Consider the following 14,835-nt stretch of genomic DNA (forward strand, 5'->3'; position numbering starts at 1 on the left):
TTGAAGGCTCAAGGCAATGAGTGTGCGGTTCATACTATCACAATCGGTCTAAATTGGCTTCCATACGCTTCGTCGCTCACCTATCTGCGTGGTAGAAATTCCTAGATCTACGAAAGAGAGCCTTGTGCGCGACGCCATCGAACTCCTGAAAATCCGCCGCTCGGTCAAGCCCCGCGAGATGAGGGGGCCCGGCCCGACGCCAAGCGAACTTGAGACCATCCTGACCATCGGCGCGCGGGTGCCGGACCACGGCAAGCTGACGCCGTGGCGCTTCATCGTGTTCGAGGGCGACGCCTGCGCGCGGGCCGGAGACGTCATTGCCAAGGTCTTCGCGAAGAAGAATCCGTCTGCTTCTACCGCCGACATCGAGGTCGAGAAACGCCGGCTGATGGACGCGCCGCTGGTGATCGCCGTGGTTAGCTTTACAAAGCCGCATCCCAAGGTGCCGGCGTGGGAGCAGGAACTGTCCGCGGGTGCCAGCGCGATGAACATCGTCACCGCCGCCACCGCGCTCGGTTATGGCGCCTGCTGGCTGACCGGCTGGTTCGCCTTCGACCGCGACGTGCTCGACGGGCTCGGGCTGAAGGTGGATGAAAAACTCGTCGGCTTCATTCATATCGGCACGCCGTCGAAGCCGGCAGAGGATCGCCCTCGCCCGGCGTTGTCCGATATCGTGACGCGGTTTTAAGACTCCCTTGTCATTGCCGGGCGCCTGTCCCCGACCTGATCGGGGATGACCCGGCAATCCATCGCTCGTGAGAAGATTCTTGCGAAGAAGATGGATGCCCGGGTCAAAGCCCGGGCATGACGAGTTGGTATCACCTCACGCCGCCTTCGAAGCGCGGGCGCTAAAACCGGACAGCAACGCCTTCAGTTCGGATGCCGGCTTCGCTGCGCCGAACAAGAAGCCCTGCACCTCGTTACAGCCTTCGGCGCGCAGCCAGTCGAGCTGGTCCACGGTCTCGACGCCTTCGGCCGTCGTGGTGATGTTCAGGCTGCGGCCGAGGCCGGAGATGGCGCGCACGATCGCAACACAGTCGGTCCGCTCGACGAGGTCCTTCACGAACGAGCGGTCAATCTTGATCTTGTCGAACGGAAAGCTCCTGAGATAGCTCAGGCTCGAATAGCCGGTGCCGAAGTCGTCCATCGATATGCTGACGCCGAGCTCGCGGAGCTGATGCAGGATCGCCAGATTGGCTTCGGTTTCGGCCAGGAAGACCGATTCGGTGATCTCGAGTTCGAGCCGGCGCGGCGACAGGCCGGAATGCGCCAGCGCCGAAATCACCGCCTGAACCAGATTGCGGCTGCGAAACTGGACCGGCGACAGATTGACGGCGACCTTGACGTCCTCCGGCCAGTTCACCGCTTCGGAACAGGCTTCGCGAAGCACCCACTCGCCGAGCGCCACGATCAATCCGATATCCTCGGCGACCGGAATGAAATCGCCCGGAGAAATCATGCCCTTTCCCGGATGACGCCAGCGCAACAGCGATTCGAACCCGCTGATCCGATTGGCCGAGATATCCACCAGCGGCTGATAGTGCAGTTCGAATTCGCCACTGGCGAAGGCACGGCGTAGGTCGCGCTCCATATCGCGGCGCCTCTGCGCCTGCCGGTCCATCTCGCGCTCGAAGAAGCGGTGGACGCCGCCGCCATCGGACTTCGCCCGGTAGAGCGCCATGTCGGCGTTGCGTATCAATTCCTCGCAGCTCGTGCCATCGCCGGGCGATAGCGCAATGCCGACGCTGGCGCCGACAACCACCTCGATGCCGTCAAGGTCATAGCGCGCGCTCAACACGCCGATCAGCCGGTCGGCGAAATCGCTCACGTCGTTCGGCGATACCTCGGAGACCAGCACAATGGCGAATTCGTCACCGCCAAGCCGCGCGGCGAGATTGTCGCCACGCACTTCGGATTTCAGCCGCTCGGCCACCTGCTTCAGCAGGCGGTCACCCATCGGATGACCGAATGAATCGTTGACGTTCTTGAACAGGTCGAGATCGACGCACAGCACCGCCACGCGCTTGTTGCCGGACGCCCGCTCCAGGGCCTGGCAAAGGCGCTCTTGATAGAAGTCGCGGTTAGGCAGGTTGGTCAGGCCGTCATGATGGGCCATGTGGGCAATTCGTGCCTCCACCTCGCGGCGCTCGGTGATATCGACCACAGCGACCAGATAGCCGTCACGCCCGTCGAAGGCGACGCGCCGCCCAAACGTCAGCACATGGATTTCGCTGCCGTCGGCCTTGAGATGCCGCCAGTCGCGGCTCGAATTGTAGACATCGCCGACTTGCTGCAGCGCCTGGCTGTGGCTTGCCCATTCGTCCTCCGGCCAGATTTGACGAAGTTGCATCTGCAGGAAGGTTTCGCGGGGATAACCATAATGCCGTACGGCCGCGTCGTTGACGTTCAGGAACTGGGTCGTTTCGGCATCAAACACCCACATCGGCATCGGATTGTTGTCGAACAGCAGGCGGAATGAAACCTCGCTCCGCTTCAGCGCCGTGACGTCGGAAACCGTTAGCGACAGCATGTCGCCGAATGCCGTCACGCCCAGTCGCAGGCAGCGGTCCTCACTGTTGATTTCGATCTGACCACCATTGCCGCTGGCGATGATGCCGCGCAGACGCTCGGTCACCTCCGGCGCGCATAACAGGTTTCCGCCCGCACCGAGCCTGCGCCACAACAATTCCGTCGACGACTTCCGCAGCAGCCGCGCGGCGCCCTCATTGAGATGGACGATCTGGAAATCGGACGGCTGCCCGTCCGCATCGCGAATAGCCGCCAGCGATAGCACGCCCTCGTCGGTCGCGGAGAAGATCGTGTCCAGCAGGTTGATTTGCGCGTCGCGCTCGTTGACGTAGGCGCCGACCAGAGTGGTACCCCAGCGTGACGACGTCGGCAGCGCCAGCACGTCATAGGTCCGAACCAGCCCATCGCGCACGCAATGCGCCGTGGCGAGGTACGGACGACCGTTCTGCAGCGCGTTGGATGCCGCCTCGCCGAGCGCGGTCGCGCAATCGGGCGGCAATGCACTTAAGGAAATGTCCCAGCGAGCATCAGCCAGCCATTGCTGGACGTAACGGCCGGTATGCAAGACAGCGAGCGTGTCGTTGTCGCTCCGCAGCAGCACGATGTGATCCGCCAGCCGGCCGAGGCTGCCGAGCATGACATCTTCATAGCATGGCAGCCTGTCGCCCGGACGCAATGCGGCGTGCCATTTGCGCTTCAGGACCGGGACGTCGGCGAACATCGCGGTGTTGAATTTCTCTGACGTTTTTTTCGACGATTTGTTGGCCGCAACCATGACCTGCCCTGCTACGCGCACTCAATCCCGCGGCATCCAATGCAGCCGGGTTTAAGGCCGTGTAAAAATTGCAGCAGCGGTACGCCGATATGGCGATTATGACAGTTTTAAATTGCGCGATGGTTAGTCGGCATTAGAGACTATGACAGTCAAACGCGCAAACGGTCAGCGCGCCACGACCTCGACCTCGCCGTCGACGCCGTTGACGACGTTGAAGGAGCGCTCGAACACCTTGCCTTCGTTCTTGGCAATCGCCCGGTACTCGCCTTCGGACAGCACCACACGCGGAAACGCGCCGATCGATTCCTTGATGACGTCGCCGCCCGGCGTGATCACCGACCATGCGGTGTTGGCGAGCGCCTCGCCGCCCCTGTCGCTGACCAGCTTCAGCGTAATCACCGCCGCGCGGTGGGAGACGGTCACGTCCGTCAGCTTGCTGGCCTGGACGCGGATGTCGGAACGCACCACCGAATTGGCATCGCCATAGTTGGAGATGATGTAGTAGGTACCCTCCGGTAGCAGCGCGACGTCGCCCGCGGCGACGTTCGGAAGCAGCGGGGTGCGTTCGGAGCCTTCGAATTGGCTGCCCTTGTAGATCGCGAACGAGATCTGGTTAGGAGGAATCTTGCTGGTGCCGACGCGGCCTTCGATGCGCAGTCCGCCGGCCGGAAGCACGAAAGCCACGCGGTCCGTCTCGGCTTTCAGGCTCACCGCCCGCACCGCGCTGACCAGGCCGAGAGCCACATGAACGACGTAATTGCCGGGCGGGAGCACGATGTTCGGGGTCGCGCCGCGCTCCTCGCGGATCAGCTTGAACGTGCCGGTATCGTCGGGCTTGTCGGCAAATACCCGCCACACCAGTCCGCCGTTGATGACAGGCAGATCCTTGCCGTAGCGCGCCGTCAGCGATAGCACCCCCTGACCTGCAGTGGCCGCACCCGGCGGCGGTACCACCGGCGGCACGGCGGTGACTTGTGGCTGAACGATGGTCGGCTGGTTCAGCGGCGCGGGAAGCGGTGGAATCGCCCCCGTCCCCGATGGCGGCGCCAGATTCATGGCAGGCCCGGTCTGAGTGTCCGGAACCACGGCGGGCGGCACCGGTGGCGGGCGGTCCGAGAACCACTGGGCCGAGACCGGGGCTGGAAGAAGCAAAGCAACCAGCGTGAAGGCGACCGCCAGCGCCGGAAAAGGCCGTCTGCCCCGCCCGCATCCTACGATACCGTTGCCGCCCGAAATCATCGCCATGCTTTTCACTTAAAACGCGGCAAATTCAAGCCTTCGTGGCCGAAGTTTGGCGAGCGGCGCTAGCTGGCGGAACCCGCACCGAGACCCAATGTTAATCCAGCGGTCGTGGTCCAGTCACATTCCCTGCCTAGGCCGGCATTCGCCGGGCATAAACCATGCATCCGGATTGGAATGGACAATTCTGGCGCGGCGGCGCCGCGGCGGTTATCGTTGAAGCCGGAGAGCATGCGTGTTGGATAGCTGGATGGGCCGCGGCCAGAAAAGCGCCGATGCCCAAGACAAGGTAGGGCTCGGCAGTATCCGCCGGCCAGTGATCGGACTTGCGCTGGGTGGCGGCGCCGCACGCGGCTTTGCCCATATCGGCATCGTCCGGACGCTGGTGGCTCACGGAATCATGCCCAACGTCGTGGTGGGAACGTCGATCGGTGCCGTGGTCGGCGGCGCTTTTGCTGCCGGACATCTCGACACGCTGGAAGAATGGGCACGCAGCCTGCAGCCGCGAACGGTCCTCTCCTATCTCGATATCCGCCTGAACGGTTCGGGCCTGATCGGCGGCGCGAAGCTTGCGGCCCAACTGGAGGCGGCGCTCGGCCAAAGCCTGATCGAGGATCTGCCGGTGAAATTCGCCACCGTCGCTACCGAAGTGCGCACCGGCCACGAAATCTGGCTGACCCATGGCCCCATGGTGGACGCGATGCGCGCCTCTTACGCGCTGCCGGGAATATTCTCGCCGATCCTGGTTGGCGACCGCTGGCTGGTCGACGGCGCCCTGGTCAATCCGGTGCCGGTGTCGGCGGCGCGCGCGCTCGGCGCGGAAATCGTGATCGCTGCCAATCTTTCCAGCGACGTCTTCGCGCACGCCACAACGGTCTATTCCCACGGCCCCACGCCGGGCGTCTCGGTCACAGTTATGCCGGAAGCGCTGCCCGAACCCGAGCCGCGCAAACGCGGCATCGGAAAATTCTTCTCCGCCGAGCGCACGATGAAGCGTGAATTCTTCGGCGGCGGCGGGCGGCCAGGCATCTCGTCGGTCATGGTCGATGCCTTCAACATCATGCAGGACCGCATCACCCGCGCTCGCCTTGCCGGCGATCCGCCGGACCTCCTGATCTCGCCCCGCGTCGGCAAGATCGGCTGGTTCGATTTTCATCGCGCTGACGATCTGATCGCTCACGGCGCGAAAGCGGCCGAGCGGGCGATCGACTCGATCCAGGAGGCGATCCATATCCTGGCGCCGCCACAGATCGACGCCGAGAAGGCGCTCGAAAAGCCCGACAAGGAATAGCGTAGCGCTCTCAAACCAAGCATGCCCTCGGACGTGATCCGAGGGGGGTCACCGGTTCACGCCAAGAAGTTCACGCCAAGAAAACGCACCAAAACAAGCTCACGCCGTCTTGATGTAGTCGCGCAGCGCTTCCTGCTCGGCCTCATATTCCTGGACACGGCGCTTGACGATGTCGCCGATCGATATCAGGCCAACCACCTTGCCCTCCTCGATAACGGGCAGATGCCTGAACTTGCCGAGCGTCATCATTTCCATGATCCCTGCGACGGTGTCGGACTGTCGGCAACTCACGACCTTGGTCGTCATGACCTCGCTGACCGGCTCCTCGAGCACCCTGGCGCCGCGCTCGCCCAACACACGGACAATATCGCGCTCCGAAAGGATCCCCTCCACGCGTCCCTGGTTCATCACCAGCACGGCGCCGATCTTGCGTTCGCCAAGGATCTTGATCGCGGCCGAAAGCTTGGCGTCCGGCTCGATGCTCGTGATCTGATGGCCCTTGGTGTCGAGAATTGAACGTACCGTCATTGTCGCCTCCCTGAATCCGTTCGTGCCCAAGGGGCCGGACTTGTTCGTGAGTCTTCAATCAACAGTTCCGCGCCGGTTTCGTCTCAAGGCGCGGTCTACAAGCGCGGCTGTCATCCATGGCAGCGGCATTGGCTTGCGTTACAACCAGTGCGGATGATGAATGAAATCGCCCCTCGCCGCAAGCGGCGATCAGACGCGGCCAGATTCGTCCGGCGATGAAGCATCCGCGGCATGCGGCGTCGCACGCGGTACCGGATCGAACAGCGAAAACAGCATCAGGCCGGCGAGAAATCCGCCGATATGCGCCTGCCAGGCAACACTGGCGCCTTCCGCGCCGATCGAGATTGATCCGAGGCCGAAGATGATGTTGACGCCGAACCACACCGCCAGAAATCCGAGCACGCGCGCGTTGCGCAACGCCCGGGAAAGCGACAGCGCCGGAACCTTCGCGGCGGCATCCGCATCGCCCCGGTGGAACGAAAGAAAACTTCCCCGCACGAAGGCAAACCGGATGGCGGCGGCCATGGCGCCGGATACCGAGGCCGAAGCGCCGATCATTGGCGCGATCGTGTGTTCATGGGTGACGAGATGCGCCATGGCGCCCGCCGCGGCTGTCACCGCCATGAAGACGAAGAACCTGACGGCACCGAACCGGCGCGCCAGCGCGCTGCCGAACGGCAACAGCCACAACAGGTTGAAACCGATATGGCTGAGATTGGCATGCAGCAGCGAATAGGTGACGAAGGTCCATACCTTGGCGCCCTCCCCGCCGGGAAAGGTGATGTTGAGTAAGTTAGAGTCGTAGCGCTTCGGAATGAAGCCGAAGACGTCGATGGTCCAGTTCTCCAGATCAACCGGCAGCAGCACCCGCAAATGAATCGCAGCGATCAATGCGATATAGGCCGTGAGCGCGCCCGGTAACGTCAAGATCGGCTCGTGCGGGGCGTCCGGCGGCTCGACCGGGGATGAGTAAGACTGGGATTCCAAGGGGTCCAGGACCTTAGCTGGCGGCTTCGAGTCGTATGGGCCCAGATAGGCGGCTTTGCCCGCCCTGTGCAAGTGCACAATCGCAGCTATTCCCGTGTCCCGGACGCGGCGCGGCACGCAGTGACGCGACGCAGAGCCGGGACCCAGGCTGCTGCGGCGGGTCCCGGCTCTGCGTCGCACCGCCAAGAGGCGCTGCGCCGCGTCCGGAACACGAGACTGCAAAAGCAGACTGCAAAAGAAAAAGGGAGAGCTCTGAGAAAGCTCTCCCTTGTCTTGCTGGCCTTTTCGCGCCCGGAGCCGGGATCACATCCCCGCCCCCTCCCCGCGCGATGACCAAACTGTTTGATGCCACCTGTGTACCAACCGCGCCGGACAGATAAGCCGGAGCTGCCTGATGCGTTCCACATTAAGCGCGCCGCGGCGCCACCGCCAACCTCATAGTTAATTTAACGTTAACAACGCAAAGCCGCGCCCCACGCGGCCGAATCGCGTCCCCGGCATGGACGCTGCACAGCCTGTCCTGCACAACGAACAAGGGAAGGCGTGTTGCGCAAAAGCGGGACAGATGTGTCCCGCCAAGGCAAGCCGGGGAAAGGTCAGCATGAAACACCCATCGAGCCGCGAGTTCTTCGCCTATTGGGACGCGAAACGCGGCGACGCGCGAGCACCGGACCGTAGCGAGATCGAACCCGGCGCGGTGCGCGAGCTGCTCGGCGACATCTTCGTGCTGTCCTACGACAACGAGGCCGGCTATCCGTTTCGTGTCGCCGGAACGCGGGTCTGCGCCCTGCTCGGCCACGACCTGAAGGACACGAGTTTCTCGGCGCTGTTCACTCCGGACAGCCGCCGCGAAATCGAGGACATCATCAGCTACGTCGCCGAAGAAATGCTGGCGGCGATTGCCGGCATCACCGCGACTTCGCAAGATGGTACAACGGCGCATCTGGAGTTGCTGCTGCTGCCTTTCAACAACCGCGCGCATGCGCCGATCAGCCTGACCGGATTGCTGGCGCCATTCGAAAGCGATCTCGGCACGATCAGGGATTTCAAGGTGACGTCGTGGCGCTATCTGCATCGGCCGCAAAAATTCGTCCCGCGCGCCTTGCGCAAGCTCGCGATCGCGCGCGGCTTCATGGTGTATGAGGGCCTGCGGTAGTCACGAACCGTCGGGCATGTCGAAGGCTGCAGCCCACCGCATGGTCACGTAATCATGCTCAAAAACGGCCCAGAGAAAGCCTTCAAAAAGAGCACGGCCAAGCATTGCCTAAATGCGAGGCGTCAGGCAGGGTCGAACCACGACGTGGAGCCGGGCCACATCCGCTGAATGAGACGCACCGAGAGAAAATCTCGGAGGCGCGTATTTGCCGTAACCTCGGAGATCCAAAAGTATGCTGTTCAAGAGATTGGTGCTTGCCGCCGCAATTGCCACTGCCGCGGTGGCGACGCAGGCCCATGCCGACGCCCTCGATTCGATCATGAAGTCCAAGGTGATCAAGATCGCCGTGCCGCAGGATTTTGCGCCGTTCGGCTCCGCCGGGCTCGATCTCAAGCCGCAGGGCTACGACATCGACATGGCCAATCTGATCGGCAAGGAACTCGGGGTGAAGACCGAAATCATTCCGGTGACCAGCGCCAACCGCATTCCCTATTTGCAGACCAACAAGGCCGATCTGGTGATTTCCAGCCTCGGCAAGAACGAGGAGCGCGAAAAGGTCATCGACTTCTCGATCGCCTATGCACCGTTCTTCTCCGGCGTGTTCGGCACCAAGGCGATCACGGTGACAAGCGCGGCCGATCTCAAGGGCAAGACCATCGGCGCCACCCGCGGCGCGATCGAGGAGCAGGCGCTGACCGCCTCGGCGCCGCCGGATGCGACCATCAAGCGTTTCGAGGACAACAACGCGACCATCGCGGCCTTCGTGTCCGGCCAGGTCGACCTGATCGCCACCGGCAACACGGTCGCGGCCGCGATCGCCGAGAAGGTTCCGGCCCGCGCGCCGACCTTGAAATTCGTGATCAAGGACAGCCCCTGCTACGTCGGGCTCAACAAGAACGAGCCGGCGCTGCTCGCCAAGGTCAACGAGATCATCACCAAGGCGAAGGCATCTGGCGAGATCGGCAAACTGTCGGAGAAGTGGCTGAAAGCACCGCTACCGCCCGGCTTCTGACGTAACGCCGAGGCGCGCAGTGTCTTACAAGCTGCAATTCGCCGAACTGCTGCCCTACTGGAACGTCCTGCTGTATGGGCTGGTCTTCACGATCGTGCTGACGATCGTGTCGACGGTCGTCGGCATCGCGGTCGGCACTGCGGGCGCCGCGGCGCGCACCTTCGGACCCGGCTGGCTGGGCCGTATCGTCGCTGTTTACGTCGAATTGATCCGCAACACGCCGTTCATCGTGCAGTTGTTCTTCATCTTCTTCGGCCTGCCGGCGCTCGGGCTGAAACTCAGCGAGACCACCGCCGCCTTCCTCGCCATGGTGATCAATCTCGGCGCCTACTCGACCGAGATCATCCGCGCCGGCATCGAGGCGGTTCCGAAGGGCCATATCGAGGCCGGCCTGAGCCTTGCGATGAGCAAATGGGAGGTGCTGCGCCACATCGTGCTGAATCAGGCGTTCCGAAAAATCTATCCGGCGCTGTCGTCACAGATCATCATCGTGATGCTGGGCTCGGCGGTGGTGTCGCAGATTTCGGCGGAAGACCTCACCTATGCCGCGAACTACATCGCCTCACGAAACTTCCGCAACTTCGAAGTCTACCTGTTGGTCGCGCTGGCCTACCTCCTGCTGGCGATGCTGACGCGTTCGCTCTTGCGGGCGCTCGGTCGCGTCATCTTCAAGGCGAGGTGAACCATGCTGCAGTTCAGCTTCTGGGACATCCTCTCCAACCTCTTGATCGCCACGCAGTGGACCATCGTGCTGTCGCTGATCGCCTTCTTCTGCGGCGGCATCGTCGGACTGGTGCTGCTGTTCATGCGCACCTCGCGGATCGCGCCGCTGGAATGGTTCACCAAGATCTATATCGAGTTCTTCCAGGGCACGCCGCTATTGATGCAGTTGTTCCTGTTCTTCTTCGGCATCGCGCTGTTTGGCGTCGAGGTTTCGCCGTGGATGGCCGCGACGCTGGCGCTGACGTTCTGGACCAGCGCGTTCCTGACCGAGATCTGGCGCGGCTGCGTCGAAGCGATCCCGAAGGGCCAATGGGAGGCCTCCTCCAGCCTCGCCCTCAGCTACATCGAACAGATGCGCTACGTCATCCTGCCACAGGCCTCGCGCATCGCGGTGGCGCCGACGGTGGGGTTTTCGGTCCAGGTGATCAAGGGCACCGCACTCGCTTCGATCATCGGCTTCGTCGAACTGACCAAGGCCGGCACCATGCTCAACAACGCGACCTTCCGCCCGTTCCTGGTCTACTCGCTGGTCGCGCTGATCTATTTCTGTCTGTGTTTCCCGCTGTCCTGGTGGGCGAAGAAAATCGAAGGCCGCCTCAATGTCGCTCGTTAGCATCCGTGACGTCAGGAAGAGTTTTGGCCCGAATGAGGTGCTGAAAGGCGTCTCGCTCGACATCGCCAAGGGCGACGCGGTGGCGATCATCGGCCGCTCCGGCTCCGGCAAGAGCACCCTGCTCCGCTGCATCAACGGCCTGGAGACCTATCAATCCGGCAGCATCGTCGCTGATGGCATCGAGGTCGCCGGCGCCAACACCAACCTGCGCGAACTGCGCCGCCATGTCGGCATGGTGTTCCAGCAGTTCAACCTGTTTCCGCACCTGACGGCCGCCGAGAACGTGATGCTGGCGCCCACCGTCGTCAATAAGGTATCGAAGGCCGAGGCCCGCGCCACCGCCGCCGAAGTGCTGGCGAAGGTGGGTCTGTCGGAAAAGATGGACGCCTATCCGAGCGAGCTTTCCGGCGGCCAGCAGCAGCGCGTCGCGATCGCGCGATCGCTGGCGATGCGGCCGAAGGTGTTGCTGTGCGATGAGATCACGTCCGCTCTCGACCCCGAACTGGTCAACGAGGTGCTGCGCGTGGTCGAGCAATTGGCGCGCGAGGGTATGACGCTCATTCTGGTGACGCACGAGATGCGCTTCGCCCGCGACGTCGGCACCAAGCTCGTCTTCATGCACCACGGCAAGGTGCATGAGGAAGGCGCGCCGAAAGAGGTCTTCGCCGCCCCGCGAACCCCGGAACTGCAGCAGTTCGTCGGCCAGGTCGGTTGAGTTTCGGCCTCAGCGTCCGGTAAACACCGCCGCACGTTTCTCGAGGAAGGCATTGCGCCCTTCCACCGCGTCCGCACTCAGGCGAATTTCCGCCTGCGTTTCGATCTCGCGGCGGAACTGGTCGGCATAGGTGGCGTGTTCGCTCTCGTCGATCAGACGGCGCGTCGCGACCAGCGCCCGCGTCGGGCCATCAGCGAGCCGGCGCGCCAGCTCAAGCGCCCCGTCACGAAGCGCCGCATCGTCGAACACTTCGCGGACCAATCCCCATTCCCTTGCCAGGTCGGCAGACAGCGGCTCGTTGGTCATCATCAATTCGAGCGCGCGTTGCCGGCCGACGAGGCGCGGCAACAGCCAGGTCGAGCCGAGATCGGGGACCAGCGCGATGCGGCTGAACACCTGAATGAAGCGAGCCGAACGCGCGGCAACAATCATGTCGCCCGCCATCGCAAGGCTGAATCCGCCGCCGGCCGCCACGCCGTTGACCGCGACCACGACCGGCACGCGGCATTCGCGTAGTGCCTTGAACGCCGGCCAGTAATATTTCATCACGCCGGCCGCGATGTCGTCGCCCAGGATTTGCGCCGCCTTGAGATTCTGGCCCGAGCAGAAGCCACGCCCGGCGCCCGTCAGCACCAACGCCCTCACCTGCGGATCAGCATTAGCTTCACCAATGGCAACCGCAAGGTCCCCCAGCAGAGCGGGCGTCATTGCGTTCAGGGTGTCGGGCTCGTCCAGTATCAGCACGGCGACGTTGCCGTCGTGCTCTCGCTTCACTCCGGGCATCCCCTTCCTCCGTCCGCTAGCAATTTCGGCCGGGCCCGGCCGAGCGCGAGAGTAACCCTAATGCCACCGCGCGCAACAATCGCCTTGTGCAGACTTGACCAAAATCTCTGTTCCCAGCGATACTTGGCCCATTGGACGTGAGCGATGTTTGAGATCGGTATTTTCTGCGTAATTTTTCTGGCGGTGGCCTAGCTGAAGCCGCGCCTGAGCAACCGGCATTCCGGCAAGAACGGCTGGAATCGCTGCTGAGCACGATTAAGCAGGACCTAAATCAACTGGTACAGAAATAGGCGACACCGCAATCATTGCGCCAGTATCGGCGCAGTGTTGGTCTACCCGGTCGAGGAGCGAGCGTTGAGCAATCGCTGGGGCATTCTAGCCGTTCTGTTCACGGTGCGGCTCTCCATGGCGTTCCAGTTTCAGAGCGTCGCTGCAGTTGCGCCACTGCTCGGCACCAAATTCGATGCCAGCCTTGCCGATATCGGACTCCTGATCGGCCTCTATTTCACGCCGGGAGTCGCGCTGTCGCTACCAGGCGGCGCGATCGGAAAAAGGCTTGGCGACAAGGCCACCGTGTCAGGCGCACTGTTGCTGATGTTGATCGGGCAATTCGCCATGGTGGCCTCGGATTCCTGGAGCTGGCAAATTGCAGGACGGCTGATCGCCGGCGGTGGCGGCGTCCTGCTCAATGTCCTGATGGCGAAAATGGTCACCGACTGGTTCGCCGGCAAGGAAATCGCAACCGCGATGGCGATCTTCATCAATTCGTGGCCGGCCGGCGTTGCCATCTCGCTTTTGACCCTGCCCGCAATCGGTACCGGCTATGGCGTCAGCGCGGTCTATCTTTCGGTTGCCGCGCTGATCGGCCTCGCTATCCTGCTTCTTGTTGTCGCCTATCGATCGCCGTCAACTTCAGCAGCCGCGCCTTCAGCCGCCTCACGGCTCGACCGCAACACCTTGTTCGCCGTGATCATCGCTGGTCTTATCTGGGGTCTCTTCAACATCGGCTTCGCGATGATTTTCAGTTTCGGCCCCACGCTTCTGGTCGAACGCGGCTGGTCGATCACGGCGGCGGGCTCGGCAATCAGCATCGTGCTGTGGCTCGCGGCGCTGAGCGGAACGGCCGGCGGATTTCTGGCCGATTGGACCAAGCGGCCGCAATCGGTGCTCGTCGTCGGATGCACCCTGTTCGCGTTGTTGATGCTGGTGCTGCCTCGCAGCGCGCCGGTGATTCCGGTTGTGATTGCGATCGGCTCGATCAGCGCCCTGGCCTCGGGCCCGATCATGAGCCTGCCGGCTCGCGTGTTGCAGCCCCAGACGCGTGCGATCGGGATGGGCATCTTTTACACCTTTTATTACGCCGCGATGATGCTTGGCCCGGCGGTTGCCGGCGCCATCGCCAAATGGACCGGCAGCGCGGCGGCGGCATTCGACTTCGCGACGGTGGCCCTGCTTGCCTGTCCCGTATTGTTATGGGGATACAACCGGATTGTTGCGCCGCGACCACAGGCCGCGTGAAGGCCTACCGCTCATGTAACCGGCGCTAACACATCGTTAACCCTGTCGGCCTTAGGGTCTTCCTGACGCCGAAGGACCGGCTGTCTGGTGGCGAAGATGTCGTTTGCGCAAAAGAAAACTACCACTGTGCCGTCCGCGGAGGAGCGGCGGCGCTTCCAGCGCGTCAAGGTTCACCTGCTCGGCCGCTACATGCTGCCGGATCGCCGCGAATTTCCTTGCCAGATTATTAACATGTCGCCGGGGGGACTGGCGCTGCTGGCGCCCGGCATCGGCAATGTCGGCGACCGCGTGATCGCCTATCTCGACCATATCGGCCGCGTCGAGGGCAAAATCACCCGTATTATCGACAATGGTTTTGCCATGACGGTCGGCGCCACCGCGCGCAAGCGCGACAAGCTCGCCGCCCAGCTCACCTGGCTCGCCAACCGCGATATCCTCAATCTGCCCGAAGACCGCCGCCACGACCGTATCGTGCCGCGCAACCCGATCGCGCTACTGACCCTCGAGGACGGCAGCAAGATGACCTGCCGCATCATCGACCTGTCGCTGTCGGGTGCTGCGATCGCCGCGGAGAACCGCCCGCCGCTGAAGTCGCTGGTCATGCTCGGCAAGGTGCAGTCCCGCGTGGTACGAAACCTCGAAGAAGGCTTTGCGCTCGAGTTCATCCACGAGCAAGTCGCCGAGACGCTCGAAGACGCGGTTACCGCGCGGTAAAGCGCCAGCCGCCAAAATTCCCTGATTTTTCAGCCTCCAAGGCGGTATTCGGGTTGCCGGATGCCGCCTTTTCACCGTCCGGCACCCGCCAAGGTCGGTTAATGCGGAGCGCTTTTGCCGGCGCATCCCCTGCTATTGCAGCGCCACAGGAGTTAATCCGTAAAGTTTGAATCAATTGCAGTTGTTTCAAATTTTATTCGAATTCGATTCAAGTATAGATCGAATTCGCCGCTAGCTTTACTAGTATTCACG

At 62.7% G+C, this 14,835-nt stretch carries 15 protein-coding genes; 9 read left to right on the forward strand and 6 right to left on the reverse strand.

What is annotated here, in order from left to right:
* The first annotated feature begins 124 nt into the window (after positions 1–124).
* A complete protein-coding gene (locus tag YUO_RS0121590; RefSeq protein ID WP_028349143.1) occupies positions 125–688 on the forward strand; it encodes a nitroreductase family protein in 564 nt (187 codons plus the stop codon).
* A 135-nt stretch (positions 689–823) separates the two neighbouring features.
* On the opposite strand, the gene YUO_RS0121595 is transcribed toward YUO_RS0121590, so the two are convergent.
* Both YUO_RS0121595 and YUO_RS0121600 read right to left on the reverse strand, forming a co-directional pair.
* Positions 824–3,304 (reverse strand): EAL domain-containing protein, encoded by a 2,481-nt coding sequence (locus YUO_RS0121595; RefSeq protein ID WP_028349144.1) that lies wholly within the window; start codon positions 3,302–3,304, stop codon positions 824–826.
* Between the two features lie 165 nt (positions 3,305–3,469).
* On the reverse strand, positions 3,470–4,543 hold the full coding sequence (locus YUO_RS0121600; protein ID WP_028349145.1) for a hypothetical protein: 1,074 nt from the start codon (positions 4,541–4,543) through the stop codon (positions 3,470–3,472).
* A gap of 235 nt (positions 4,544–4,778) precedes the next feature.
* On the opposite strand from YUO_RS0121600, the gene YUO_RS0121605 reads away from it, so the two are divergent.
* Entirely contained in the window at positions 4,779–5,834 is a 1,056-nt protein-coding gene (locus YUO_RS0121605; RefSeq protein WP_028349146.1) for a patatin-like phospholipase family protein, read from the forward strand.
* Positions 5,835–5,933: 99 nt separating this feature from the next.
* Here YUO_RS0121605 and YUO_RS0121610 read toward each other — a convergent pair whose 3' ends face one another.
* Together YUO_RS0121610 and YUO_RS0121615 are read right to left on the reverse strand one after the other, a co-directional pair.
* Positions 5,934–6,362: a CBS domain-containing protein gene (locus YUO_RS0121610; RefSeq protein WP_028349147.1), complete on the reverse strand. Its 429-nt coding sequence runs from the start codon at positions 6,360–6,362 to the stop codon at positions 5,934–5,936.
* Positions 6,363–6,551: 189 nt separating this feature from the next.
* On the reverse strand, positions 6,552–7,349 hold the full coding sequence (locus YUO_RS0121615; protein ID WP_028349148.1) for a rhomboid family intramembrane serine protease: 798 nt from the start codon (positions 7,347–7,349) through the stop codon (positions 6,552–6,554).
* A gap of 601 nt (positions 7,350–7,950) precedes the next feature.
* On the opposite strand from YUO_RS0121615, the gene YUO_RS0121620 reads away from it, so the two are divergent.
* The 5 genes from YUO_RS0121620 (at position 7,951) to YUO_RS0121645 (ending at position 11,568) form a co-directional block, all read left to right on the forward strand.
* A complete protein-coding gene (locus YUO_RS0121620; RefSeq protein ID WP_028349149.1) occupies positions 7,951–8,505 on the forward strand; it encodes a PAS domain-containing protein in 555 nt (184 codons plus the stop codon).
* 232 nt (positions 8,506–8,737) lie between these two features.
* On the forward strand, positions 8,738–9,517 hold the full coding sequence (locus tag YUO_RS0121630) for a transporter substrate-binding domain-containing protein (RefSeq protein WP_035727230.1): 780 nt from the start codon (positions 8,738–8,740) through the stop codon (positions 9,515–9,517).
* A 19-nt stretch (positions 9,518–9,536) separates the two neighbouring features.
* Positions 9,537–10,199 carry an amino acid ABC transporter permease gene (locus YUO_RS0121635; RefSeq protein WP_028349151.1) on the forward strand — a complete coding sequence of 221 codons (663 nt, stop codon included), beginning with the start codon at positions 9,537–9,539 and terminating at the stop codon, positions 10,197–10,199.
* Between the two features lie 3 nt (positions 10,200–10,202).
* A complete protein-coding gene (locus YUO_RS0121640) occupies positions 10,203–10,853 on the forward strand; it encodes an amino acid ABC transporter permease (protein WP_028349152.1) in 651 nt (216 codons plus the stop codon).
* Positions 10,840–11,568: an amino acid ABC transporter ATP-binding protein gene (locus YUO_RS0121645; RefSeq protein ID WP_028349153.1), complete on the forward strand. Its 729-nt coding sequence runs from the start codon at positions 10,840–10,842 to the stop codon at positions 11,566–11,568. The genes YUO_RS0121640 and YUO_RS0121645 overlap by 14 nt, the downstream gene beginning before the upstream one ends.
* 9 nt (positions 11,569–11,577) lie before the next feature.
* Here YUO_RS0121645 and YUO_RS0121650 read toward each other — a convergent pair whose 3' ends face one another.
* Entirely contained in the window at positions 11,578–12,351 is a 774-nt protein-coding gene (locus YUO_RS0121650) for an enoyl-CoA hydratase-related protein (RefSeq protein WP_028349154.1), read from the reverse strand.
* 354 nt (positions 12,352–12,705) lie between these two features.
* Here YUO_RS0121650 and YUO_RS0121655 point away from each other — a divergent pair, with 354 nt between their 5' ends.
* Positions 12,706–13,869, forward strand: coding sequence for an MFS transporter (locus tag YUO_RS0121655; RefSeq protein WP_028349155.1), 1,164 nt, complete (start codon positions 12,706–12,708; stop codon positions 13,867–13,869).
* 96 nt (positions 13,870–13,965) lie between these two features.
* Positions 13,966–14,583 carry a PilZ domain-containing protein gene (locus YUO_RS0121660; protein WP_028349156.1) on the forward strand — a complete coding sequence of 206 codons (618 nt, stop codon included), beginning with the start codon at positions 13,966–13,968 and terminating at the stop codon, positions 14,581–14,583.
* On the opposite strand, the gene YUO_RS46360 is transcribed toward YUO_RS0121660, so the two are convergent.
* Positions 14,570–14,773, reverse strand: coding sequence for a hypothetical protein (locus tag YUO_RS46360; protein WP_156908712.1), 204 nt, complete (start codon positions 14,771–14,773; stop codon positions 14,570–14,572). The genes YUO_RS0121660 and YUO_RS46360 overlap by 14 nt on opposite strands.
* Positions 14,774–14,835: the final 62 nt, after the last annotated feature.

Origin of the sequence: Bradyrhizobium murdochi (assembly GCF_000472965.1) — a bacterium.
GTDB lineage: Bacteria > Pseudomonadota > Alphaproteobacteria > Rhizobiales > Xanthobacteraceae > Bradyrhizobium > Bradyrhizobium murdochi.